This is a genomic window from Sanguibacter hominis ATCC BAA-789, from assembly GCF_012396185.1.
GTDB classification, from domain to species: domain Bacteria; phylum Actinomycetota; class Actinomycetes; order Actinomycetales; family Cellulomonadaceae; genus Flavimobilis; species Flavimobilis hominis.
The window spans coordinates 181597-206456 of the sequence record NZ_JAAXOW010000004.1 but is presented as its reverse complement, the minus strand read 5'-3'; the positions used below and the strand labels follow the sequence as shown (position 1 = coordinate 206456).

Here is a 24860-nt window from a genome sequence, read left to right as displayed (position 1 = left end):
TTCCCCTACTTCGTGAGGTCCGGCTCGGCCGCGAGGAGCTCGGCGAGCAGCGACAGGTCGAACAGGTCGGACGCCTCGAGCTCGATGCCCGACGCCCTGAGCGTCGCGAGGTTCTGCGCGATCAGCTCGTCCGAGATCGTGAACAGGCCGTTGGCCTTCGTGTCGTCCGTGACGATCAGCGACGTCTGGACGGTCGCCTGCTCGACCTCCTTCTCCAGGTCGAGCCCGAGGTCCTTGCCGTACTTCTCGACAGCGAGGCGCGCACCCTCCTCAGGGTCGGCGACCGCGTCCTTCCAGCCGAGGATCTCGGCCTTGAGGAACGCCTTGACCTTCTCCGGGCTCTTCTCGATCATCTCGTCGGTCGTGACGACCGACTCCGCGACGAACGGCAGACCGTTGTCGGCGAAGAGCAGGTTCGTCACCGGGTGCCCCTCCGCCTCGACCGTGATCGCCTCGTTCGTCACGTACGCGAGGAACCCGTCGACGTCGCCGTTGACGAGCGGCGCCGGGTCGTACTCGACCGGGACCTTCTCGACCGTGCTCGCGTCGATGCCGTTCGCCACGAGGAGCGCGTCGAACAGCGCCTCGTTCGGTCCGGCCTGGACGCCGATCTTCTTGCCGACCAGGTCGGCGGGCGTCGCGATGTTGCCGCCGTCCTTGAGGGACAGGATCGTGAACGGGTTCTTCTGGAACGTCGTGCCGACGATCTTCAGCGGCGCGCCCTCCTCCGCGATGACAGAACCGACGGAGACCGCGTTCGAGAGGCCGAAGTCCGCACCGCCCGACAGGACGATCGACTCGGTCGCGCCCGGGCCCGCGTTGAGGATGACGTCGCTGAACCCGGCGTCCTTGAAATACCCCTTCTCGATCGCGAAGAACTCTCCCGCAAACTCGGCGTTCTTGATCCAGGAGAGCTGGACGGTCAGCGTGCCGAGGTCGGCGGCCGCGCCACCCGGCGCCGGGCTGTCCGCTGCGTCGCTCTCGCTGCTGCACCCCGCGAGGGCGAGCGTGGCGGCTGCGGCGAACGCTGCAGCCTTCAGGCCGAGACGACGGCGGTGGGTCGTGGTCGAGACGGTCATGCGGATCTCTTTTCTGTCGGGCGGCCCCAGCCGCACCCGCTTTTCCCCTACGCCACTGAAACTAGGTGGGACGTATTTCAGGAGGGCGCAACGGACGTTTCACTGCGGTAAACCTCTGCAGAGCCGGAGCGTTCAGTAGTCCGTGCGGGCCGCGTGCGAGTTCCACGCGTCGAACGGCGTGAAGGCTGCGGCGGTACGCACACCCTCGACCGGCGTCGGCCACGTGCGGGGCTCCTGCGTCATGAGCTCGTAGAAGGCGCGGTCGTCGAACCCGCCCGCTGCGGCGTCGTGCCGGTCCGCCGCGAAGACGACGCGGTCGATCCGCGACCACAGCGACGCCGACGCGCACAACGGGCACGGCTCGCACGACGTGTACAGCTCGCAGCCCGCGAGCGAGAACGAGCCGAGCTTGCGGCACGCGGCGCGGATCGCCTGGACCTCCGCGTGAGCCGTCGGGTCGAGGTCGCGCGTCACGCGGTTCTGGCCCGTCGCGACGAGCTCCCCGCCGCGCACGATCACGGCGCCGAACGGTCCACCGCCCTCGGCGACGTTGCGGACGGCAAGGTCGACGGCCAGGTCGAGCCACCGCGTCTCGATGGCGGTGGTGGGCTCGGTGGTGATGGTCATGGTGGTCTCCCTCGTCTGGTCCTGCTGCTGTGCCCATGCTGCGCGGCGCGTGTTGCGCGGACGTCTCCGGGCGCTTACGGCCCTGAAACATCTGTTCCGTAGCGTCGTCCGCATGCTCGAGCTCTCCCGAGACCTGCTGGCGTGGCAGCGCCAGGGTCACCGCGTCGCCGTCGCGACGATCGTCGCGGTGCACGGGAGCGCGCCCCGGCCGGCAGGGACGTCGATGGCCGTGCGCGACGACGGCGCCGTCCTCGGTTCGCTGACCGGCGGTTGCGTCGAGGCTCAGGTCCACGAGGCGTGCGTCGCCGTGCTCGCGGGCGAGCCCGCGCACGTGCTCGGCCGGGCCGACGCCGCGTCGTCCGACACCGACGGTGCCGCGGACGTCGCCGCCCTGTTCGAGCCCGCAGGCTCGCCGCCCGACCTGCTCGGTCTCGGCCCGCTGACCGACGACCTGTCGATGGGCGTCACGTGCGGAGGCCGGATCGAGGTGCTCGTGCGCCTCCTCGACGACTCCCCCGACGCTCTGCACCAGCTCGAGCGCGCGGCCGAGGGGCTCTCGGCGCGCTACGGCGTCGTCGTGGACGGTCCCGCGACAGGTCGCGACCACGCGTCCGCACCCGACGGCGCGCCCCTGTTCTGGGAGGAGCAGGCGGCGGCGCCACGGCTCGTCCTCGTCGGCGCGACCGCCGAGGCGGCAGCCCTGTGCACGCTCGGGGCCGCCGCCGGCTGGTCCGTCGTCGTGTGCGACCCGCGCCCCGTGTTCTGCACGAAGGAGCGCTTCCCGGACGCGACGCACGTCGTCGCCGCGTGGCCGCAGCGCGTGCTGCCGACGCTCGGTCTCGGCGTGCGCGACGCGCTGTGCGTCATGGCGCACGACGAGCGGTACGACGCCGCCGCCCTCGGCCTGGCGCTGCGCGCCGGCACCGGGTTCGTCGGGGCGATGGCGTCCCGCCGCACGCGCGACCGCCGCGCCGCGACGCTCCTGGCCGACGGCGTCGACCCCGCGCTCGTCGCGTCCGTGCGCTCCCCGCTCGGGCTCGACGTCGGCGCCCGCACGCCGGGCGAGCTCGCCGTCTCCGTCCTCGCGGAGATCCTCGCGGCCCGCGCGGGCCGCGCGGCGCGACCGCTCTCGGCGGCCTGAGCGCCGCCGATCCTCGGCGAGGGGTTCGGCAGCGGGACCCGCCAGCCAGAGCCGAGCCCGAACCGGCCGCCGAGGTAGGGGCGCCCACGCGAGACAGGGCCCTGCAACCCCCTACCTCGCGCCCACACACCTACCTCGCGCGCAGAGGCCTACCTCGGCGAAGGGCACGGCAGCCGAAACCCGCCAGCCGAAGCCGCGCCGGGACCGGCCGAAGCCACGCCGTGGTCAGGCGTTCGCGAGCCGCCAGACGCGGTCCCGGGACATCGGGAGCTCGTGCGGACGCACGCCGATCGCCCGAGCGATCGCGTTCGCGACCGCCGGGGCGACCGGGTTGTACGGCGCTTCGCTCATGGACTTCGCGCCGCGCGGCCCGATCGCGTCGCAGGTGTCGGCGAACAGGACGGTGATCGGAGGGACGTCCGCCATCTGCGGCACCCGGTAGTCGCGGAACGTCCGGGTGGTGACGGCGCCGTCGTCGAGCATGACCTCCTCGTACAACGCGCCACCGAGCCCTTGCGCGAACCCTCCCTCGACCTGCCCCCGCAGCTGCTCCGGGTTCACGACGACGCCCGCGTCGACCGCCTGGACCGCGTGCAGCACCCGCACCTCTCCCGTCGCAGGGTCGACGGCGACCCGCACGCCCTGCACGTTGAACGCGACCGAGCGCGGCGAGCCGTGATGCTCGCCCTCGCACGTCATCGGCTCGTCGAGCAGCACCGACCACGGCACGAGGACCCCGGCGACGAGGACGCCGTCGGCGACGACGCGACCCGCCTCTCGCGGCGTCTCAGCGACCCGGACCCCCGCGCTCGTCCCGACGACGGCCCCGACCGGGGCGAGGACGCGCTCCTCGGCGCGCGCCACGAGCGCGTCGCGCAGCGCCCGCGCGGCGTTCACGACGGCGCCGCCGGCGACGACCGACCCCGTCGAGCCGTACGCACCCGTGTCGTAGCCGGACGTGTCCGTGTCCGCCGTCTGCAGGCGCACCCGGTCCGCAGGGACGCCGAGCTCGGTCGCGGCGAGCTGCGTGTGCACGGTCGCGGTGCCGTTGCCGAACTCCGCCGTCCCCACCGCGACGGTCACCGTCCCGTCGGGCCCCATCGTGACTGCGGCGTGCGAGTGGTGGCCGCGCGGCGGGATCGTCGCGATCATCGCAGCCGCCATGCCGTCCGCGACGCGCCAGCCCGCGGGCACGTCGGCGTCGACCCCGCGCGCGACCGCCGCGGCGAGGTCTGCCTCGACGAGGTCGAGGCACTGGTCGAGGCCGTACGACCCGAACGCCAGGTCGCCGCCGGGCGGTCCGTTGACGACGAAGTCGTCACCAGGCACGACGACGTTGCGCCGCCGCAGGTCGAACGGCGACATGCCGAGCCGCTGGGCGAGCTCGTCCATCGCCGACTCGATGCCGAACACCACCTGGCCGAGCCCGTACCCGCGGAACGCACCCGACGGCGGGTTGTGCGTGTAGACGGCCTCGGCGTCGACGCGCTTGTTGGCGCAGCGGTACGTCGCGACCGACTCGTGGCAGCCGTGGAACAGCACGCCGGGCCCGTGGTTGCCGTACGCGCCCGTGTCGGACAGCACGTCGACCTGCATCGCCGTGAGCGTCCCGTCCGAGCGCGCACCGAGCGTCACCGAGACACGCATCGGGTGCCGCAGCGGCACGGCCGCGAACTGCTCCTCGCGCGTCAGCTCCCACTGCACGGGCTCGCTGAGCCGCAGGGCGGCGAGGCTCACGAGGTCCTCGACGAGCAGCTCCTGCTTGCCGCCGAACCCGCCGCCGACGCGCGCGGTGAAGACGCGGACCCGCTCGGGGTCGAGACCCAGGACGTGCGCGAGCTCGTCGCGCACGAGGAACGGCACCTGCGTCGAGCTGCGCACGACGAGCCTCCCCGCCGAGTCGACCCACGCGCGCGCGCCGTGCGTCTCGAGGCTCGCGTGCGTGACGCGAGCGGTGCGCCACGTGCCCGTCACGACGACGTCCGCCTCGGCGAGGCCCGCCGCGACGTCGCCCACCTCGCCGTGCGTCTGCGCGACGACGTTGCGCCCCGGCTCGGCGATGCGGCTCGCGTCCGGGTCCTTGTCGCCGTGCACGAGCGGCGCGCCCGGCTGACGCGCCTCCTCGGGGTCGACGACGTGCGCGAGCACCTCGTACGTCACGTCGATCAGCTCGATCGCCGCGTGCGCGATCCGCACCGACTCCGCGACGACCGCCGCGACGCGCTGCCCGCGGAAGCGGACCACACGGTCGAGCATGCGGGTGTCGTCCGGATCGTCGAGACGCGACTCGTGGCGGCCGGTCGAGTACAGGACGTCGGGCACGTCCTCGTGCGTGAGCACCAGCCGCACACCGGGGAGGGAGCGGGCACGCGTCGCGTCGATCGCGGTGATGCGGGCGTGCGCGTGCGGGCTGCGCAGCACCGCGAGGTGGAGCACCCCGACGGTCGGCTGGTCGAGCGTGAACTCCTCGGTCCCCGTGACGATCCGCGGGCCCGCTGGCGCGGCGAGGGAGCGTCCGTGCGGGGCGTCGCCTGCGCTGCTGTGCGCCGCCCGGTCGACGTTGCACGTCCCGGCGAGCGCGTCGCGCACCGAGCGGTACCCGGTGCACCGGCACAGGTTCCCCTTGAACGTGCGCTCGAGCTCGGTGTCCGTCATGGGTGGAAGGTTGCCGTCCTCGTTGGCGAGCGCTGTCGCGGTGACGACGTAGCCGGCGGTGCAGAAGCCGCACTGGAACCCGGCCGCGTCGACGAACCGCTGCTGGACGGCGCCGAGCGTCTCGGGCGTGCCGAGGCCTGAGACGGTCGTGACCTCGCGACCCTCGGCGCGGTGGGCGGGGGTGAGGCACGAGTGCACGGGGGCGCCGTCGAGCATGACGGTGCACGCGCCGCAGTCGCCCGCGTCGCAGCCCTTCTTCACGCCGAGCGTGCCCTCGTCGCGCAAGAACGTGCGCAGGCACTGGCCGGGGGCGGGCTCGTTCGCCGCGGTGCGGCCGTCGATCGTGATGCTCATCGGTCCTCCTGTCCGGCAGGCTGCTCCTGCTCGGGTGTCGCGAGCTCGGCCCGCACCTGCTCGGCCAGCTCGGCGGCCATCGCGGCGCGCCAGTCCGCGGGGCCGTGCGCGTCGGCGTACCAGCCGACGTCCGTACCGAGGTGCGCGACGGCGTCGCGCAGGTCGGCGGATGTCGGGAGCGTCGGGAACCGCAGGACGGCGGGGCGCGGCGTGGCCGCGCTGACGGTCACGGTCGCGGTGCCGTCGAGATCGACGCGGCCGACGACGACGCACGACGAGCGCCCGAGCCTCGTCAGGGCGATCTTGCGCATCGCATGGCGGCCTGCGAGCGCGCGGCGCGGCACGTCGATCGCGCGCAGCACCTCTCCGGGCTCGAGGCTCGTCTCGCGGACCCCGCGCACGAGTGAGGCGACCGCCTCGCGCCGCGGGCCGCCCGGCCCCCACACGACGGCGGTCGCGTCGAGGGCGGCCAGGAGCGAGATCATCGCACCGGCCGGGAGCGCCATGGCGACGTTGCCCCCGACGGTCGCTGCGGTCTGGACCTTGAACGACATGAGGAACGCGTCCACGCACGACCGCACGAGCGCGTGCGCGGGGCCGACGACGCCTGCCGGGACCTGCTGGAGGCGCTCGACGGTGCAGGTCGCGGCGATGCGCAGGTCGCCGTCGGGCAGCACCTCCCAGTCCTCCCACCCGAGGCTGGTCAGGTCGACGAGCCCCGTCACGCCGGGCTGCGGCTGGGAGAAGAGCCAGGTGCCGCCCGCGACGAAGGCCTCGCCGGGGCCGAGCTCGAGGTCGTCGACGGTCCGGGCGCGCCGGTAGCTGGTGACGGTGGTCAGATCCATCGCTCGACCTCCTGCAAGGTCTCGAAGCTGTGCGAGATGCGGCTCGTGCGCTCGCGACCGGCGGGCCCCGTGCGTCCCAGGACGCCGTCGGCGAGGACCGCCGCGACAGCCATGGGCGCCGCGTAGCTGTCGAACGCGAGCCCCGACGCGACGGGGCAGCTCAGCCACGCGTGGGCGGACGCGGCGTGCCGGTGCCCTGACGGGTCGGAGAGCAGCACGACGTAGGCGCCGGTCGCGGCGGCTGCGGCGACGGCCGGCCCGAAGACCGTGGGACGGCGCCGGAAGCCGACCGCGACGACGACGTCGTCCGGACCGAGGTCGACGAGCTCCTCGCCGACGACCTGCCCGGGCGTCGGTGCGACGACGACCAGGCTGCGCGCCTGCAGGAGCTGCTCGCGCAGGTGCAGCGCGACGGGGTAGCTGTTGCGCCAGCCGAGCACGAGCACGCGCCGCGCGGCGACGAGGTGGTCCTGGACGTCGGCGACGACGGCGTCGTCGAGCACGGCGAGCGCCTCACGGACCACCTCCGCCTCCGCGTGGGCGCGCGCGACGAGGGACGACGGCGCCTCGACGTGGCGAGGCTCTCCTGCGGAGCGCAGGTCGCGCAGGTGCTCGCGCACCTCTTCGAAGTCGGCGAAGCCGAGGCTGCGGAACAGCCGGCTCATCGTCGCCTTGGAGACGTCCGCGAGCCTGGCGAGCTCGCTCGCACGGTAGGTGGCGAGGTCGCCGAGGTGCTCGAGCAGGGTCTCGGCGGCGCGCCGCTCCTGGCGGGACAGCTCGCTCATCGCGGCCTCGATGCGGGCTTCGATGCGGGTGGCCGGGGGGACGTCGACGACGGTGCGGTGCGCGGCGTCGGCCGGGCGGACGGTCATCGTGCCTGGCTCCCGGCGACGCGGTCGGCGCACGAGCGGACCGCCGCCTCGAACGCCTCGAGGGCGCGGGCGACGTCGACCGCGCGGACGTCCTCGTCGCGGTGGTGGCTGATGCCGTCGTGGCAGCGCAGGAACAGCATGCCGACGTCGGCGACCGCAGCGACCGCCATGCCGTCATGGCCTGCACGGCTCCACATGACGGTCGGGTCGGGGTCTCCCGAGGCGCGCACGCCGTCCGCGACGGCGTCCTGCAGCCAGGGGGCGCACGGGGTCGACGGCGCGGAGTGCGTCTCGCGGACGTCGAGGGCGAGGCCGCGGCGCGCGCACACGGCGTGCATCTCGTCGAGGAGGCGCTCGTACATCGCGTCGCGCTCGGTGTCGCTCTCGGCGCGCAGGTCGAGCGTGAGCTCGGCACGGCCTGCGATGACGTTGACGGCGCCTGGCTCGACCGTGAGGCGGCCGACGGTGGCGAGGCAGGCGGTCGGGCGGGCGGCGGCCTCGATCGCGACGACGATCTCGCTCGCGCCGGCGAGCGCGTCGCGCCGCCGCGGGTACGGCGTGCCGCCCGCGTGCCGGGCCTCGCCCGCGACGGTGATCGCGAAGCGTCGGGCGCCGGCGATCGACGAGACGACGGCGAGCGACCGGTCGGCTGCCTCGAGCTCGGGGCCCTGCTCGATGTGCGTCTCGAGGTAGCCGACGATCTCCGCGGGGAGCCGGGCGGCCTCGCCGACGCGTTCGGGGTCGAGGCCGAACGCCTCGAGGGCGCCCCACAGGCTGACGCCGTCGGCGTCGGTCACGTCGAGGAGCACCGGGTCCCACAGGCCGGCGACGGCGCGGGAGCCGAGGAGCGGCGTCGCGAACCGGGTGCCTTCCTCGTCGCTGAAGGCGACGACCTCGATCGCGAACGGCGCGTCCGCGAGCAGGTCGGCGACCTGGGACACGACGGCGATCGCGAGGACCACGCCGAGCATGCCGTCGTAGCGGCCCGCGTCGGGGACGGTGTCGGTGTGGGAGCCGAGGACGAGCGCGGGCAGGCCGGGCGTCGCCCCCTCGACGCGGCCCCAGCGGTTGCCTGCCGCGTCCTGCCACGTGCGCATGCCGGCGGCCTGCATCCACTGCTCGACGAGGTCGTGCGCGCGGGCGTGCTCGGGAGTGAGGTGGAGGCGCTCGAGGCGGTCGGGACGCGCGGAGATCGCGGCGAGCTCGTCGCAGCGCGCGAGGATGTCCGTGACGAGAGGGCTGAGCGTGGTGGCCGTCATGAGGCGTACACCGCCTGGGCTCCGTCGACGCCGCCGCCCGCCGGGACACGCACGCCCGCGCGCCGCAGCACCTGCTCGAACGCGGCGAGCGTCGTGAGCACGGCGTCCTTGCGAGCGTTGTAGCCCATCGTGCCGATGCGCCACACGCGGCCGTGCAGCGGCCCGAAGGACGTGCCGATCTCGATGCCGTAGTCGGCGAGCATCTCGCTGCGGACCGCGTCGCCGACCACACCGTCAGGGATGACGACGCCGACGACGTTGTTCATCTTGTGCCGCTGGTCGCCGTAGACCTCGAGGCCGAGGCCCGCGACGCCCGCGGCCATGGCCGCGCCGTGCAGGCGGTGGCGCTCGACGGCGGCGTCCATGCCCTCCTCGACGAGGAGGCGGGCGCACTCGCGGGCGCCGTAGAGCATCGTGGTGGCCTCGGTGTGGTGGTTGAGCCGGCGCGGCCCCCAGTAGTCCATGATCTGCGCGAGGTCGAGGTAGTTCGACGCGATGCGGCGGCCGGCCGCGTCCTGCTCGTCGGCGTCGCGGATGCCGGCCTCGGTGTGGCGCCGGGCGACGATCCGGTCGACGGCGCGCGGGGAGAGCGTGACGGGCGCGCTGCCGGACGGCCCGCCGAGGCACTTCTGCAGGCCGGCGGTGACGACGTCGAGCGCCAGGTCGTCGGTCGCGAGGTCGTTGCCGCCGAGGGACGCGGTCGCGTCGACGTAGAGGATCGCGTCGTGGCGTCGGCAGATCTCGCCGAGCCCGTCGAGCGGCTGGGCGAGCGTCGTCGACGTGTCGCCGTGGACGATCGCGACGACGGACGGCCGTACGCGCTCGACGGCGGCCTCGATCTCCTCGGCCTCGAACACCTCTCCCCAGGGCCGCTGGATCGTGTGCACCTCGGCACCGCACCGCTCGGCGATCTCGACGAGGAGGTGCCCGAACCTCCCGAACACGGGGACGAGCACGCGGTCGCCCGGCTCGACGAGCGACACGAGCGCCGCCTCGATGCCCGCGCGGGAGGTACCGTCGACGAGGAGCGTCTGCTCGTTGTCCGTGCGGAGCACGCCGCGCAGGAGACCCATCGTCTCGGTCATGTAGCCGGTCATGACCGGGTCGTACTGACCGACGAGCTGGGCGGACATCGCGCGCAGCACCCGCGGGTCCGCGTTGACCGGGCCCGGGCCCATGAGCAGGCGGGGCGGTGGTGCGATCTGGCTCGACATCGTGGTCCTTCGGGGTTCGGGTGCGGGTCGGGCGACGAGGGTCGGGAGGGTCAGGGCCGCGTCAGGAGCGCGCCTCCCGCGGGCGCCTCGAGGTCGAGGACGCGCCCGCCGAGGACGGTCGTCGTGACGGCGCCACGGATCTGGCGACCGTGGTACGCAGAGATCGGGTTGCGGTGCGCGAGGAGCTCTTGGTCGACGACGACGCGCGCGTGCGGGTCGTAGACGAGGAGGTCCGCGGCGGAGCCGACGGCGATCCCGCCCTTGGCCGGACGGCTGCCGCGCACGTCGAGGCCGACGAGCCGCGCGGTCGCGGCCGACGTCCAGCGTGAGACGTCCGCGAGGGAGACGCCGCGGCGTCGGGCCTCGTCGGCGAGGGCGACGAACCCGACCTCGAGGCCGGAGATACCGCCCCACGCGGCCTGCAGGTCGCCGTCGCCGCGCTGCTTCTCCTCGGCGGTCGAGGGCGAGTGGTCGGAGACGACGCAGTCGATCACGCCGTCGGCGAGCGCCTCCCACAGCAGGTCGCGGTTGGCCTCGGAGCGGATCGGCGGGCAGCACTTGAGCTGCGGCGCCGCGTCCGGGATGGACTCGGCGGCGAAGCACAGGTAGTGGTGGCACGTCTCGACGGTGAGCGGCAGGCCCTCCGCGCGGGCATCCGCGAGGAGGTCGAGCGCGCGGGCGCTCGACAGGTGCAGGAGGTGCGTGCGGGCGCCCGTGCGCCGGACGGAGTCGATCAGCCGCGCGATCGCTGCGGTCTCGGCGGAGTCGGGGCGTGACGCGAGAAAGTCCTGGTAGGAGCGGCTCGGCCCGTGGGCGGCGGCCTCGAGCTCGGCCGGGTCCTCCGCGTGGACCACCATGAGCGCGTCCAGCCGGGCGATCTCGCGCAGGTGCTCGTCGAGCGCCGCGTCGTCCTCGAGGTGCCCGAACTCGGGCACCCCCGAGGGTGAGAGGAAGCACTTGAAACCCATGACGCCCGCGTCCCACAGGCCCGCGAGCTCGCGCACGTTGCCGGGGACGGCGCCGCCCCACAGGGCGACGTCGACCGCGAGCCCCGCAGCGGTCGCCGCCGCGCGCTTCGCCTCGAGGCCCGCGACGGTCGTCGTGGGCGGGACCGAGTTGAGCGGCATGTCGACGACCGTCGTGACGCCGCCGCGTGCCGCGGCGCGCGTCGCGGACGCGAAGCCCTCCCAGGAGGTGCGGCCGGGCTCGTTGACGTGCACGTGCGTGTCGACGAGGCCAGGCAGGACGACGTGCCCGTCCGGCACGGTCCACGTGTCCCCGGGTGCGGCGTCGTCCGGGGCGGCGTCGTACGGTGCGATGGCCGCGACCCGGCCCTCGGCGAGGACGAGCGTCGCCGGCCGGAGCGCGCCGTCGACGAGCACCTGGCGGGCGCGCAGCAGGCCGACCGGGCCGGGCGCAGGCGCGGGTGCCTGCACCGGGGCCGTCCGCACGTCGGGAGTCATCGCGCCGTCCTCAGCAGAACCCGGCGACGGCGGCCCAGACGTCGGGGCGACGCGTGCCGCCCGAACGCTCGACCGTCGCCTGGATGAGCCCGTACGGGCGGTCGGCGGCGAAGAAGACCTCGCCCGGGTTGTCGAGCCCGAACGGCTCGAGGTCGACGAGGAAGTGGTGCTTGTTCGGGCACGAGAGGCGTACCTCGACGATCTCGTCGAACACCTCGAGCACGGCGCTGCCCATCTCGAAGATGGTCTGCTGGAGCGACAGCGAGTGCTGCGTCGCGAACGTCTCGAGCATGAGCCGGCGCACGGCGTCGTACGTCTTGTCGAAGTCGACGTCGGTGCTCGCGTAGCGCCACCAGGCCGTGACCGACGTCGCCAGGATGCGGTCGTCCGTCTCGGTGAGGGTCGTGTAGCGATCGCGCGGGAAGCCGTGGAACTCGGAGCCGGTCGACTTCAGCACGGTCGCGTCGGTGAAGCCCGAGACGACGACCGTCTCGTCGCCCTCCGTGATGACGGTCGTGCGGCGCACCTCGCCGCCCGCCCGGGCGAACGCGTGGTCGTGGCCGACGCCGTCGACCGCGATCCGGTCCCACGCGTACGACTCGGCCGACAGCACCGCGCCGGTGACCCACTCGAAGCTCCCGGTGAAGTGCTTGCTGAGCCGCAGCAGGAACTCCTCCGGGGTGCCGATGCCGTGCTCGCGGGCGAACGCGTACACCGTGTTCTTCTGCGTGTCGGTCGCGACGACCTTGGCGTTGTCGCCGGTCGCGTGGCAGTCGGTGAAGTCGCCGAGGAGCTGCGTCGTGACGTTGAGGTCCTCGATCTGGTGCGTCGCGGAGTCCCGGGTGACGCGCACGAGGCGAACCTCGCCCTTCCCGTACTGGTTGGCTCCCAGGACGATGTCGGAGGCGGTGGTCATGTCAGCTCCCTCGGTAGGCGGTGCAGGCGAACGGGCTCAGGAGGAGAGCCACGTGGTAGTGGTCCTGGGCGGGGTCGACCTCGAAGCCGAGGACGACGCGCGTGAGGAACGTCGGGGTGTCGACCGCAGCGAGGTAGTCGCCTGCAGCGATGACGAGGTCGTGAGGGCCGCCGGCGATCTCGCCGTCGAGCCGGAAGCGGCCGTCACCGTCGGTGCGGGCGCTCGCGACGACGCTGCCTGCGGCGTCGCGCAGCTCGAGGTGGACGCCGATGGCGGGGCCGCCGCGGGCGGCGTCGAGGACGTGCGAGGAGAACGTGGTCATGCGGGTCCGCCCGTCGGGTCGAGGGTTGCGCTGGTCGGCGCGTGGTCGAGGAGACCGGCGAGGCGCAGTGCGCAGATCTCGCGGAGCTCGCGCGCGACGACGCGCAGCTCGGTCGCGGGGTCGTTGCCGAGCCGCTCGTCGAGGAGGGCGAGGATCTCGGGGGCGGTGCGGCCTGCGGCGCGGACGAGGTAGACGCGGCCGAAGCGCTGCTCGTACAGGCGGTTGCCCGCGGCGAGACGCTCGCCCGGGTCGGCGCTCGCGCGCAGGGCGGCCTGCTCGCGGGCGGACGCCTCGGCGCTCGCTCCCGTCCCCGCGTGGTTCTCGCCGAGGCGGGGGTGGTCCGCGAGCGCGGCGTCGACCTCGGCGTCGGTCCAGGTGGCCGCGAGGCGGTCGGCGTGGACGAGCAGCGACTGCGCGTCGGGGTAGGGCCGCCCGTCGGCGACCTGGGCGGCCCAGGCGGGCACGGCGGCGCACGCGACGAGCGCGTTGATCGCGTCGTCCCTGCTCAGGGCGTTGAACTCGGTGACGTTCATGCGTCACCTCCTCTCCGCCCTCGACGGTACGGAGCGGATGTTAAGCGGGCTGCAACGCCTGTTTCGATGAGGTAAAACCTGTGTCAGCCGTGCCGGGCGGCGAGGGTGACGGCAACGGCGAGCAGGTCGGCGTCGCGCCCCGGGGCGCTGAGGAGGCTCACTCCGCACGGCAGTCCTGCGGCGGTGCGCAGGGGGACGGTCAGCGCGGGCAGGCCTGCGATCCCGGCGATGCAGGTCAGCTCCATCGTCCGCTGCCGGGCCGCGTCGACGGTGGCGACGTCGGCGGTACCGCCCGCGAGGGCGGGCGCGACGGACGAGGCGGCGGGCAGCGCGACGATCGCGTCGCCGAGGTCGGCGCGGACCGTCTCGCGGACCTGGTCGACGACGTCACGTGCACTGCGGGCGGCGTCGTCGGTCACGGTCGCGGCGTGCGCGAAGCGGCCGCGCACGTCCGCGCCGAGGACGTCGAGGCCGACCTCCTCGAGCCATGCGCCGTGCGCGCGCCACGCCTCCCAGGCTTGGACGGTCTGGAACGCGGTGCGCCAGGCCGGCAGGTCGACGCAGGCGAGGATCTCTGCGGTCTCCCAGCCCTGCAGTGCGGAGAACGCGCGGATCGCGTCCGCGACGTCCGGGTCTGCGTGCGCGACGAGCGCGGGCAGCACGACGACGTCGGCTGCGCGGCTCGCGCCGTCCGACGGGACGGAGGTGCCGGGGAGGAGCACGTGCGTCGCCCGCGCGAGCACCTCGGGTGTGCGGGCGAGACAGCCGACCGTGTCGAACGAGGGGGCGAGCGGCACGAGGCCGTCGCGCGGGACGGCGCCGTGGGTCGTGCGCAGCCCCCACAGGCCCTGGTAGGCGGCGGGGACGCGGACCGAGCCGCCCGTGTCGGTGCCGAGCGCGATGCTCGCGTGCCCGAGGCTCACGGCCGACGCCGGGCCGGATGTCGAGCCGCCGGGGACTCTTCCCGGAGCGGCGGGGTTGGGCGGGGTGCCGTGGTGCGCGTTGGTCCCGGCGAGGGAGTACGCGAGCTCGTCGGTGCGCGCGATGCCGACGACGTCGGCACCCGCGTCGACGAGCGCCGCGACCGCCCAGGCGTGCTGCGTCTCGACGGGCGCTCCCGCGAGCCAGGCAGGGTTGCCTGCGCCGATGCGCTGGCCGGCGACCGCGAAGAGGTCCTTCACGGCGACGGTCTCGCCTGCGAGCGGGCGCGGGGCCCCCGGAGCGGCGCCGTGCCCGCGCTGGGCGTGCGCCTCCGGGCGCGCTCCCGGGACGAGGGGCTCGCCGACGACGCGCCACACCCGCCCGTCCACGCGCGGCGCCGGGACGGTCACGTCGGCCGCGCGCACGGCCCATCCGTCGGACCCGCGGTGCCAGAGCTGCGTCTGCCGCCCCCGTCCTCCGCGGGCGAGCGCGGTCACGGCGACGACGAGAGCGTCGTCGGGCGTGATCGTCCGGACGTGCACCGCGAGGACCGTGCGGCTCGGCGCTCCCCCGCGCGAGGACCGGAACGCGGCGATCTGCGCGTGCCCCACGAGGAGGCCCGCAGCGTCGCCCCGGAGCGTGTGCGGGCCCGCCGCGAAGAGCCGGTCGAGCTCCGCGACGTCGTCCGTGCCGAGGGCGCGCTCGTACGCCCAGAACGCCTCGAGCAGGCCGTCGGGAACCTCGCCGTCTGCGTGCAGGACGGCCGCCGTGAGCAGGTCCGCGCTCATGCGAAGTCCGCCAGACGGATGCGCGCGTGCACGCCCTTGACCACGTCGACGACCTGCGAGATGTCGAAGTCCGTCGCAGCGCTCAGGTAGGCGTACGCCATCCGCCGGTCCATGCCGTACCGCGCCTCGAGCAGCGCGAGCGCCGCCCGCACGCAGTTCGCGACCGCCGTGTCGAGGTCCTCGTCCATGCCCGTCGGCACGAGGTGCTCGCTCGTGCGTGCGAGCGGCCCGACGAGGTCGCCGAACTGCGCGACCGCGTCCTCGCGCGCCACGACGTCGAACCGGACGGTCGCGCGCAGCGACGCCTCCATCGCCGTGAGCGCGACCTCGCCGTCCCCCTGCGCGAAGTGCGGGTCGCCCACGTACGCGAGCGCGCCGTCGACCTGGATCGGCAGGTACAGCGTGCTGCCTGCCGTCAGGAGCTTGATGTCGATGTTGCCGCCGTGCGCGCCCGGGGGGACCGAGTGGGGGCGTGCGTCGTCGTCGACCGCGACGCCCATGATCCCGAGGAACGGCGCGAGCGGGAACCGCACGTGCCGGTCACCGCCCGGGACGAGCGGCAGCAGGCCGTGCGTGCCGGCCTCGTCGACCGCGGCGAACGCCGAGAACGTCTCCCCGTCCGCGGGCATCTCCCCGGGCAGCGCGCCCTTGCCGTGCCGGTTCGAGATGACGCCGTACGGGACGCGCGGCGTCGCGTCGACGAGCGTCATCGCGAGGAGGTCGCCGCGACGCGCTCCGGCGACGCGGACGGGGCCCGTCACGACGTGCGGCCCGTCGACCCCCCACGTGCGGGGATGGTCGGACCCCGCGAGCTCGACCGCATCGTCGAGCACGTGGTCGCCGTCCACGCCGTGGCCCCCGAAGAAGGCGCGCGGGTCGCGGCCCTGGTCCTCGAGGATCCCCTCGTGGCTGATCGTGTCGAACGTGACCGCGGTGCCCGGGTCGATCGTCAGGACCGGCGCGTCAGCGGCGCACGGGAGGCGTCCCCACAGCACGGTGTCGAGCTCGGCAGGCAGATAGGTGGGCGACGTCGTCGGGCCCGCTCCCCGGTGCAAGATCTCGTGTGACATGCCGCCACGGTAGGAGGACGCTGCGAACAGCAGTTTTCCGCCATGAAACGAACGTGTCACAAGGCTGAGCGGACGGCCCCGCACAATGGTCCACGTGATCGACCGAATTCGCGGCGTCGCGTCCGACCGGATGCACCTGGCGCTCATGCTCATCCTGACCTTCTCGACCGGCATCATCGACGCGGTCGGCTACCTCGGCCTCGACCGTGTGTTCACCGGCAACATGACGGGCAACGTCGTCATCCTCGGCATGGGCCTCATGGGTGCCGACGGGCTGCCCGTGCTCGGCCCGGTCGTCGCCCTCGGCGGGTTCATGGCGGGGGCTGCGGTGGCGGGGCGGGCGCTGCGCGGCCGTGGCGGCTGGAGCAGCCGGTCGACGGCGCTGCTCGGCGTGGTCGGTGGTGTCATGGCGGCGCTCGCGCAGACCGTGCTGCTCGTCCCCGAGCTTCCGCACGTGCTCGCGGTGAGCGTGACGTGCGTCCTCGGCGCCGTCATGGGGTTGCAGGCGGCGGTCGCCCGCGTCATCGCGGTCAAGGACGTGACGACGGTCGTCGTGACGTCGACGATCACGGGCCTGGCTGCGGACTCCGTGCTCGGTTCGGGTGCGGCGCGCGCCGCGGGCAGCGGGAGCGGGCGCCGCTTCCTCGCGGTCGTGCTCATCCTTGCCGGGGCTGGTGCGGGTGCGCTGCTGCTGCGGATCGACCTCGCGGCGGGTCTTGCGGCGTCGGCCTTCGTGACGCTGGCCGTCGCCGCGGTGGGCGCGGTGCACGAACGCCACCACCGCTGAGCGCGGCCCCGGGGTGCCCGGTGGTCAGTACTCCGCGCGGCCCCGGGCCGTGGACTGGCGCAGCAGCAGGCTGACCATGAAGACGAGTCCCGTCGTCGCGACGACGGCGAACGCCGTCCCCACGTAGTCGACGACCTCCTGGCCCCGGTCTGCGAACAGGCTGACCGCGCCGGTCAGCAGACCGGCCGCGAGCACTCCCGCGACGGCCGTGCCGATCGCGAGGAGGGTCGTCGCGACGGTCGTCCCGACGGACGTGTGCTTCGCCTTCCGGTCGATACCTGTCGACGGGGTGAGCGCGAGCACGAGCGCCGTCCACACGAGGACGACGAGGAGCGCCGCGACAACGTCGGACGGCCGGTGCCAGCCCCCCACGAGCGTCGAGACTCCCGTGAGCGCCGTGTACACGGCGCCGAGCAGCGCGACCGCGGGCCGCATCCTGCGCGGCACGACGAGCAGCAGCGCGATCGACACCGACGCCGCGACCGTCGTGTGCCCGGACGGGAGCGAGTTGCCCGGACGCTCGGTCAGCACGCCGAGGTGCCCACGCTCGAGCACCTGGTGCTTGAGGATCTGCGTCGTGAGGTTCGCTCCCGCGACGAGGACCACGACCTGGGCCGCGAGGCCCCAACGGCGACGCAGGAGGGAGATGAGGATCGCCCCGCCGAGGGCGAGGACGACGAACGAGTTGGAGACGACGTCGAGCACGGGCTCGCCGACCTTCCACAGCGTGCCCTTGCCGAACGACGTGCCCGCGAGCGCGCTCTCGTCGAGCTCCTGCCCCCAGACGGTCCCGAGGGCCAGCCGGGTCACGTACGCGAGCGCGACCACGCCGAGGAGGGCGACGAGAAGGCCGACGACGCGCGGTGCGACACGCGCTTCCGTCGCGTCGACGACGGTGCGGGTCGACGCCGTCGTGTCGCCTGCGGGTCGCGCGTGCGCGGGCGCGTGCGAGCCCCCGGGGGCAGCGGCGGGCGTCCCGAGCGCGGGGGTGCCGAGAGCTGGCGTCCGCGGCTCGACTCGTGCGATCGACACGGTCGGGGCATCGGGGCGCTGCTGCTCGTGCGGGCGGGTCGGCGGAAGACTCACCCGTCCACCGTAGGGCGTCGGTGTGTGGATCTCGCGCAGACCCGGTCGGGGCGTCGCGTCGTTTCGCCCAGAGTGTCCGCTGGGGACAGCAGCCTCACAGGTGACGCACAGGAGCCCCTGACGTGGTTCGCAGGGCGGCGGGGCACGCTCGTCCCATGAGCCCGCCCACTGTCGACCGTTCGGAGTTCACCCGCCCGGACGGACAGCCGATCCGCGCACTCGTCGTCGATGACGAGCCCAACCTCGCAGAGCTCGTCGCGACCGCCCTGCGCTACGAGGGCTGGGACGTGCGTACCGCGCACGACGGCCGGTCCGCAGTCGACGTCGCACGCACCCACGATCCCGACGTCGTCGTGCTCGACATGATGCTTCCCGACCTCGACGGCCTCGCGGTCCTGCGCCGCATCCGGGAGCGTGGCTGCCACGCGCCTGTCCTGTTCCTCACGGCGAAGGACGCGGTCGAGGACCGCGTCGCGGGACTGACGGCGGGGGGCGACGACTACGTGACGAAGCCCTTCTCTCTCGAGGAGGTCGTCGCGCGGCTCCGCGTCCTGCTGCGCCGCGCGGGCGCACGGCAGGAGCGCGAGGAGGCGGTTCTCGTCGTCGGCGACCTCGTGCTCGACGAGGACGCCCACGACGTCGTGCGGGCGGGCACGCCGGTGCACCTCACGGCGACCGAGTTCGAGCTGCTGCGGTTCCTCATGCGCAACGCCCGTCGGGTCGTGTCGAAGGCGCAGATCCTCGACCGGGTGTGGAGCTACGACTTCGGTGGGCAGGCGAACATCGTCGAGCTGTACATCTCGTATCTGCGCAAGAAGATCGATGCTGGCCGCGAGCCCATGATCCACACGTTGCGCGGGGTGGGCTACGTGCTCAAGCCTGGCGTGGACGTCGTGTGACGGCCGGACCCGGTGCCGGCGCTCCGGTCGCGCGCGCTGCGGGGCGCGCACCGCGTCGTCGGGCGTGGTCGCTGCAGCGCCGCCTCGTCGTCACGGTCGTCGCGCTCCTCGCGGGCGTGTGCCTCGCTCTCGCCACCGTCTCGACGCTCGCACTGCGCGCGAGCCTCGTCGAACGGATCGACGGCTCGCTCGGTGCCGCGTCGATGCGCGCGGGCCGTGCGCCAGACGGGAGCGCACCGGTCTTCCCCGTCCCTGGCGACGTCCCGTCGCTTCCGGACGTGACCGATCCGTCGACGACGGCGCCGGGCACCACTGCGCCGCCCGTCGCCGACGGACGCCCACCGTTCCTCGCGGTGCCGGGCCAGTCCACAGGGACTCTGGGGCTGCGCCTCCAGGAGGGTGAGGTGCGCGAGCAGGGATATCTCGACGATGACGGCACCGTGCAAGACCTCACAGCGGACCAGCTCGCGATCCTCGCGTCGGTCGAGCCTGACGGCACTCCACAGACGGTCGACCTGCCCGGGCTGGGCTCCTACCGGGTGGTCGCGGTCGAGCGTGGCGGCGCGACCGCGACAACGCCGTCGTCGGTCCAGGTCACGGGCCTGTCGCTCGACGGCACGACGGCAACGTTGACGAGGTACCTCACGGTCGAGATCGGCATCGGCGTCGCAGCGGGCGTGCTCGCGGCGATCGCCGCGAGCATCCTCGTGCGGCGTGCGCTGCGCCCGCTCGCGCACGTCACGCAGACTGCGACGCGCATCGCGCGCCTTCCTCTGCACGAGGGTGCGGTCAACCTCCCCGAGCGGGTCGACGACGACGACACGCGCACCGAGGTCGGTCGCGTCGGGGCCGCGCTCAACCGGATGATCGACCACGTCGAGAAGGCGCTCTCCGCGCGCTTCACCTCGGAGACGCAGGTCCGCCAGTTCGTCGCGGACGCCTCCCACGAGCTGCGGACCCCGCTCGCCTCGATCCGCGGGTACGCGGAGCTCGTGCGCCGCTCCGACGACCAGGTGCCCACGGCCACCTCCCAGGCACTCGCCCGGATCGAGTCCGAGTCGGTGCGGATGTCCGGGCTCGTCGAGGACCTCCTGCTGCTCGCGCGGCTCGACGCCGGCCGGCCGCTCGAGCGCGAGGCGGTCGACCTGCTGCCGCTCGCGGTCGAGTGCCTGGCGGACGCGCACGCTGCCGGTCCGGACCACGTCTGGCGGCTCGACCTGCCCGCCGAGGACGAGGACACGACATCCTTCGAGGTGACGGGCGACGACGCGCGCCTGCGCCAGGTGCTCGTCAACCTGCTGTCGAACGCGCGCGTGCACACCCCGCCGGGGACGAGCGTGACCCTCCGGCTGCGCGCAGCTGCTGACGGAGGCGTCGACGTCGACGTGTCCGACGACGGGCCCGGCATCGCCCCGGACCTGCTGCCGCTCCTGTTCGACCGCTTCACCCGTGGCGACTCGGCGCGTGGTCGCGAGGCAGGATCGACCGGTCTCGGGCTCGCGATCGCGCACGCGATCGTCGCCGCGCACGGCGGCGAGCTCAGCGTCACTACCACTCCCGGCGCGACGACGTTCCGCGTCCACCTGCCTCGCCCGGCCTGACGGGGCCCGTACTGCGGCCCTACCAGCTCATGTCGAGCACGGCGGGACGGTGGTCGCTGCCGACGAGGACGTCGGGCCCGTCCGGCACGGTGACCCCGTGGACCGTGACGGTGCTGCCGACGAGGAACCCGTCGAGCCTGGTGCGTGGCACGTCCACGGGCTCGGTGTGCGCCTGGTCGGCGTCGGCGTCGCGCAGCGGCGGCTGGAGGGCGAGGACGCTCGGCCCGCGCGGGTTCTCGTTGAGGTCGCCGCCGAGCACCAGGTCGGGCGCCTCGCGAGCCACCAGCTCCACGTACACGGGGACGTGCCGTGCACGCTGCGGGCGCTGCGCAGACAGGTGCACCGACACGAACGTGAGGGCCCCGCCGCGACCGTCGCCGCGGGCGAGACGGGCGAGCGCGTAACCGCGCGGCGTCGGGAAGCCCTCACGGAAGCGCACGGTCCGCGGCTCGAACGCCACGCCACGCCCTTCGACGACCTGAGGCACGAGATGCGGGGCGACGGCGATCGCCGCACCCCGTCCCGCGATGCCACCCGCGACGACGACCATGCCGACGTCCCGCGCGAAGCTGCGCGTGCGGCGTCGACCCCGTACCCACCGGGGCGCCTCCTGCAGCAGCAGGACGTCCGGACGCTGCGCGCGCACGACACGGCGCGCGGCAGCGCCGTCGAGCTCGAGGCTCTTGATGTTGTACGTCATCACGCGCAGGTCCACACCGCGAGGCTATGCGGCACGTCCGGGGCGCGCAGCACCGCCCGTTGCCGTCGCGGCCACCGCCCGAGGGACTCCCAACGACGGGCGGCGATACCCCTGAGCGCGCTGCGTCGCGCGACCCTAGTATCCGGGCTCCGTGAACACGTGCAACTCCCGAAGAGACTCGGGCAGCGGCAGCCCCGATCGGTCCCACGGCGCACCCCGGTCATAGTTCCGGCGGAAGAATCCGTGCTCGAGCAGCTCGCTCAACGTGTCCGCCAACCACCGGACGCCTCCGCAACCGACCACCTTGGATGAGCCTCCGACCAGAGGCGCGAAGATCACAGGAGCCCGGTCGTCTGCCACATCGACAGCCCAGGCCACGCTGTTCGATCCGATGAGCGGCACCCACGACGGACTCCAGAACGAGTCCGCAGTCTCCGCGGGCTGCGTTTGGGCCGCAATAGTGCAATACCAGCGGGCATACTCGGCCGCATCCCCTGCGGGTAACGCAAAACCACCTAGAGGCAGGAAGTGCAGGTTTCGCACCGTCCCATCGCCCAGATCAAAAGAGGCTGCCCATTCCCACCAGGACCGCATGTCCCTGAGCCAGACGGGCGGAATCGCAGGCCAAGGCGCCAGGCTCAAGGGAATACCCGGCGAGGCAGCCGGTTCGTAGTAGATACGGTCACCTTGAACGTCGCGGAGCGCCGTATCAAGGCGCTCGACCCACTGCGGCAGTGCACTTTTCGACACGCTCGTCACCCTACCTCACAGAAGCCTATGGTTGGGGGTGCCGACAAGTTCGATTCAAGCTCCTCGCCGTCAGGCTGGACCGCGTCGACTACCGTAGGCACAACAAGGAACATCTCCCCATTGTCTACATTGCATCGAGCCCAGAAGGAGCTCAGAAACGCGCCCTCGGCAGAATTGCTGGATCGATCGATAATTCGCAGCGAAGCACGCGCTTTCCCGAAAGGAACGGCAGGCCCTCCCTGTTGTGTTGATCTGTATGGATACTCATCGCAGGGCGTGGCCGGACTGCTTCCCACGCACTCTGCCTCATTGGCATACCAACGCTCCTTGGACTCGGGACGATATCCTCGGGTGAGTTGGATCCATTCAGGGTGTTGGACGATAGCTCGGTGCTTATGCTTGGCTGCGCCAAGAATGTTCGACCCCGGCATGAATATTGCCCGCGACTCGCATGGGTGAGGCCTCCCGCCGCTGGTAAACAGGTAAGCGGCCGTCTTATAGCACTGCCGAGCGAGAGTGCGGGCTTCCCCCTCTCCCAGCGTGCGCGTGGCGTCTGAAGCGAGAAGCCGAGTCTGGATACGATCGATCCACACAAAATAGGGATCGCCCACTATCTCCGGCGTCTCACCGGGAGGGTCGACGGGATTCGGCGGCGGAACAGGTCGTGCAGGATCAGTTGCGGCCTGATCTGACGGATACAGGGCGTTCGCGATGAGAGCTGACACTACAGACAAACCGTACGTCGCCGCGATTGAACGTACGAACGACGTCGTGATGCCGGCCTGCCCAAGAGTGGTGCACGTCAGATAGGCCTCCGTCGTCGAGCCGTCGCTCGGGGTCCGCAGATTATTGAGCGGGAGGCAGATTTCCTCTGGAGTGAGGGAAGACTCGGCGAGGAGTGCCGCCGAGAGGGCAAGGTTCACGCCGTTCGACACCTGGTCATTCTTCCCCGGAACAGCGTACGACTGACCGAACTCTCGCCGAGCCGCGTGGAGGTTCGATAATGCCGGCATGACGCGCTCAAACTCACCGATTGAAAAGTAGCCACGAATTTCAGATTCGGCACTACTCTTAATGAGACGCTTTTCGCCGGACGGATAGACGCCCCACAGTTCTATATTACAGCCCGATTCGCAGACCTGGCCCGGAAGCCACCTCCGCTCGTCCCGTTCGATCCGTACTTGAAACTGCACATAACTTCCCTTAGTGTACCATTCCTTCGCATTCATCGCAATGGGCAGGACCGGGTGCGGCTTGTAGATCTGAGTCAATGCGCTACTAAGTTCGGCTCCCGTCCAGCCATTCTTGAGCCTTACGCGCATGTGCGTAGTCCGCGGGGGCGCGCTGGCATTAAGTTGGAATTCTGCCGGGAGCGGATTGGATTGACCGGCGACCGTGACGCTTTCCGGGTCGTGAGGGAGACTCCACGGTCCAGATGGATCGATGTAGGAGTACTCGGCGTAGATCTCGCGGCTGTTCTGTGGAATCTTGTTGAGCGCCGAAAGGAAAGACGCATCATTGACGGAAACGATGATGCCACCACTCTCGGAGCGGCTCAGAGTCAGCCCAGAGGACTCCTCTGCAGAAGCAGGACTCGGGGCTGGCGATACAACGGACATGAGACTCGTGGCGACGATCGCGGCAAGAACTCTCGAACGAATGCGCATGTTTCCCCCTGCATTAGCGCCTAGGATTTTTCCGTGTTCACGTATGCCTCCTGAGCGACCCAGCCGACCCATGAGGGCAAACGCCTCACCCTCTTGGCCTCATGCGAGCCGAACATGCTCAGTGAAGCATGACCCGTAGCAGATCTCCGGCTTCTTTGTGGTGGAGATCCGCCAGGACGCACCACTGATATCCTGTCCACTCTTGCTTCTCAGGTCAATGCCAAGCTCTTCATCCGAGGGTGCATACAGCGTCCTGGCAGCGTGCGATGCCGCCGGTGTTGAAGCGAGCCTCCATCTCGACACGCCCCGGACGTGTTGACTGGCTAGGACTCCGGAGATCCACACTCACGTTCGAACCGGCTCATGGTCGTGGCCATCCCAGCGCCGTTTGGTCGGTGTTTCGCCTGCTCGTGAACTTGCACGCTCGTCTCGACGAAGCGCGCGAAGCTGTGCGCGCACGACACGGCGCGCGGCAGCGCCGTCGAGCTCGAGGCTCTTGATGTTGTACGTCATCACGCGCAGGTCCACACCGCGAGGCTATGCGGCACGTCCGGGGCGCGCAGCACCGCCCGTTGCCGTCGCGGCCACCGCCCGAGGGACTCCCAACGACGGGCGGCGATACCCCTGAGCGCGCTGCGTCGCGCGACCCTAGTATCCGGGCTCCGTGAACACGTGCAACTCCCGAAGAGACTCGGGCAGCGGCAGCCCCGATCGGTCCCACGGCGCACCCCGGTCATAGTTCCGGCGGAAGAATCCGTGCTCGAGCAGCTCGCTCAACGTGTCCGCCAACCACCGGACGCCTCCGCAACCGACCACCTTGGATGAGCCTCCATCCAGAGGCGCGAAGATCACAGGAGCCCGCTCGTCTGCCACATCGACAGCCCAGGCCACGCTGTTCGATCCGATGAGCGGCACCCACGACGGACTCCAGAACGAGTCCGCAGTCTCCGCGGGCTGCGTCTGGGCCGCAATCATGCAATACCAATCGGCGTGCCCGGCTGCGTACTCCGCGGGCAGCGCCACGCCCCCTAAGGGCAGGTAGAGCAGGTTTCGCGCTACCTCTTCGCCCAGATCGAAGGAGGCCGCCCAGTCCCACCAGGACTGCATGTCCCTGAGCCAGACGGCCGGAATCGCGGGCCACGGCGCCTGACTTAAAGGAATCCCTGGCGCCGGAGCGGGGAAGTAACAAATATGTTCGTCTTGCACGTTGCGGAGCGCCGTATCAAGGCGCTCGATCCACCCAGGCACGCCACTTTCCAACATTCTCGTCATCCAATCTCACAGATACCCACGATGGGAGACGCCGCCAAA

At 72.2% G+C, this 24860-nt stretch carries 22 protein-coding genes; 4 read left to right on the top strand and 18 right to left on the bottom strand.

What is annotated here, in order from left to right; all coding sequences use genetic code 11:
- Positions 1-5 precede the first annotated feature (5 nt).
- Together HF995_RS12325 and HF995_RS12320 are read right to left on the bottom strand one after the other, a co-directional pair.
- Entirely contained in the window at positions 6-1079 is a 1074-nt protein-coding gene (locus tag HF995_RS12325; protein ID WP_168448099.1) for an ABC transporter substrate-binding protein, read from the bottom strand.
- A gap of 132 nt (positions 1080-1211) precedes the next feature.
- On the bottom strand, positions 1212-1706 hold the full coding sequence (locus HF995_RS12320) for a nucleoside deaminase (protein ID WP_210727458.1): 495 nt from the start codon (positions 1704-1706) through the stop codon (positions 1212-1214).
- 112 nt (positions 1707-1818) lie between these two features.
- Between HF995_RS12320 and HF995_RS12315 the strand changes: the two genes are divergently transcribed.
- The gene (locus HF995_RS12315; RefSeq protein ID WP_168448098.1) at positions 1819-2847 is read left to right on the top strand and encodes an XdhC family protein; all 1029 of its coding nucleotides are present in this window, start codon (positions 1819-1821) and stop codon (positions 2845-2847) included.
- Positions 2848-3072: 225 nt separating this feature from the next.
- Here the strand turns inward: HF995_RS12315 and HF995_RS12310 are convergent, their stop codons facing one another.
- From HF995_RS12310 to HF995_RS12260, 11 genes are all read right to left on the bottom strand, one after another.
- Complete coding sequence (locus tag HF995_RS12310) at positions 3073-5856, bottom strand: molybdopterin-dependent oxidoreductase (RefSeq protein ID WP_168448097.1); 2784 nt, start codon at positions 5854-5856, stop codon at positions 3073-3075.
- Positions 5853-6701: an FAD binding domain-containing protein gene (locus tag HF995_RS12305; protein ID WP_168448096.1), complete on the bottom strand. Its 849-nt coding sequence runs from the start codon at positions 6699-6701 to the stop codon at positions 5853-5855. Before HF995_RS12305 ends, HF995_RS12310 begins: the two co-directional genes overlap by 4 nt.
- Positions 6692-7573 carry a MurR/RpiR family transcriptional regulator gene (locus tag HF995_RS12300; protein ID WP_168448095.1) on the bottom strand — a complete coding sequence of 294 codons (882 nt, stop codon included), beginning with the start codon at positions 7571-7573 and terminating at the stop codon, positions 6692-6694. The genes HF995_RS12305 and HF995_RS12300 overlap by 10 nt, the downstream gene beginning before the upstream one ends.
- Entirely contained in the window at positions 7570-8832 is a 1263-nt protein-coding gene (locus tag HF995_RS12295) for an allantoate amidohydrolase (RefSeq protein WP_168448094.1), read from the bottom strand. The genes HF995_RS12300 and HF995_RS12295 overlap by 4 nt, the downstream gene beginning before the upstream one ends.
- Positions 8829-10046: a pyridoxal-phosphate-dependent aminotransferase family protein gene (locus tag HF995_RS12290; RefSeq protein ID WP_286189606.1), complete on the bottom strand. Its 1218-nt coding sequence runs from the start codon at positions 10044-10046 to the stop codon at positions 8829-8831. Before HF995_RS12290 ends, HF995_RS12295 begins: the two co-directional genes overlap by 4 nt.
- Before the next feature lie 50 nt (positions 10047-10096).
- The gene (gene allB / locus HF995_RS12285) at positions 10097-11509 is read right to left on the bottom strand and encodes an allantoinase AllB (protein ID WP_168448093.1); all 1413 of its coding nucleotides are present in this window, start codon (positions 11507-11509) and stop codon (positions 10097-10099) included.
- Between the two features lie 10 nt (positions 11510-11519).
- On the bottom strand, positions 11520-12425 hold the full coding sequence (pucL, locus tag HF995_RS12280) for a factor-independent urate hydroxylase (protein WP_168448092.1): 906 nt from the start codon (positions 12423-12425) through the stop codon (positions 11520-11522).
- Position 12426: 1 nt separating this feature from the next.
- Positions 12427-12747 carry a hydroxyisourate hydrolase gene (locus tag HF995_RS12275; protein WP_168448091.1) on the bottom strand — a complete coding sequence of 107 codons (321 nt, stop codon included), beginning with the start codon at positions 12745-12747 and terminating at the stop codon, positions 12427-12429.
- Positions 12744-13280 carry a 2-oxo-4-hydroxy-4-carboxy-5-ureidoimidazoline decarboxylase gene (gene uraD / locus HF995_RS12270; RefSeq protein ID WP_168448090.1) on the bottom strand — a complete coding sequence of 179 codons (537 nt, stop codon included), beginning with the start codon at positions 13278-13280 and terminating at the stop codon, positions 12744-12746. Before uraD ends, HF995_RS12275 begins: the two co-directional genes overlap by 4 nt.
- Before the next feature lie 83 nt (positions 13281-13363).
- Complete coding sequence (locus HF995_RS12265) at positions 13364-14989, bottom strand: AtzH-like domain-containing protein (RefSeq protein ID WP_168448089.1); 1626 nt, start codon at positions 14987-14989, stop codon at positions 13364-13366.
- Entirely contained in the window at positions 14986-16059 is a 1074-nt protein-coding gene (locus tag HF995_RS12260; protein WP_168448088.1) for an acetamidase/formamidase family protein, read from the bottom strand. The genes HF995_RS12265 and HF995_RS12260 overlap by 4 nt, the downstream gene beginning before the upstream one ends.
- Positions 16060-16153: 94 nt before the next feature.
- On the opposite strand from HF995_RS12260, the gene HF995_RS12255 reads away from it, so the two are divergent.
- On the top strand, positions 16154-16846 hold the full coding sequence (locus tag HF995_RS12255; RefSeq protein ID WP_350308884.1) for a DUF1275 family protein: 693 nt from the start codon (positions 16154-16156) through the stop codon (positions 16844-16846).
- A gap of 24 nt (positions 16847-16870) precedes the next feature.
- Here the strand turns inward: HF995_RS12255 and HF995_RS14175 are convergent, their stop codons facing one another.
- Positions 16871-17932 (bottom strand): phosphatase PAP2 family protein, encoded by a 1062-nt coding sequence (locus tag HF995_RS14175; RefSeq protein ID WP_350308883.1) that lies wholly within the window; start codon positions 17930-17932, stop codon positions 16871-16873.
- A gap of 155 nt (positions 17933-18087) precedes the next feature.
- Here HF995_RS14175 and HF995_RS12245 point away from each other — a divergent pair, with 155 nt between their 5' ends.
- Positions 18088-18831 (top strand): response regulator transcription factor, encoded by a 744-nt coding sequence (locus tag HF995_RS12245; protein WP_168448086.1) that lies wholly within the window; start codon positions 18088-18090, stop codon positions 18829-18831.
- The gene (locus tag HF995_RS12240) at positions 18828-20432 is read left to right on the top strand and encodes a sensor histidine kinase (RefSeq protein ID WP_350308882.1); all 1605 of its coding nucleotides are present in this window, start codon (positions 18828-18830) and stop codon (positions 20430-20432) included. Before HF995_RS12245 ends, HF995_RS12240 begins: the two co-directional genes overlap by 4 nt.
- A 19-nt stretch (positions 20433-20451) precedes the next feature.
- Here the strand turns inward: HF995_RS12240 and HF995_RS12235 are convergent, their stop codons facing one another.
- From HF995_RS12235 to HF995_RS12220, 4 genes are all read right to left on the bottom strand, one after another.
- Entirely contained in the window at positions 20452-21147 is a 696-nt protein-coding gene (locus HF995_RS12235) for an endonuclease/exonuclease/phosphatase family protein (protein WP_168448085.1), read from the bottom strand.
- 740 nt (positions 21148-21887) lie between these two features.
- Positions 21888-23549, bottom strand: a complete 1662-nt coding sequence (locus tag HF995_RS12230) for a NucA/NucB deoxyribonuclease domain-containing protein (RefSeq protein WP_168448084.1) — start codon at positions 23547-23549, stop codon at positions 21888-21890.
- Between the two features lie 345 nt (positions 23550-23894).
- Entirely contained in the window at positions 23895-24077 is a 183-nt protein-coding gene (locus tag HF995_RS12225) for a hypothetical protein (protein ID WP_168448083.1), read from the bottom strand.
- Positions 24078-24197: 120 nt separating this feature from the next.
- Positions 24198-24797: a hypothetical protein gene (locus tag HF995_RS12220; RefSeq protein ID WP_168448082.1), complete on the bottom strand. Its 600-nt coding sequence runs from the start codon at positions 24795-24797 to the stop codon at positions 24198-24200.
- Positions 24798-24860: the final 63 nt, after the last annotated feature.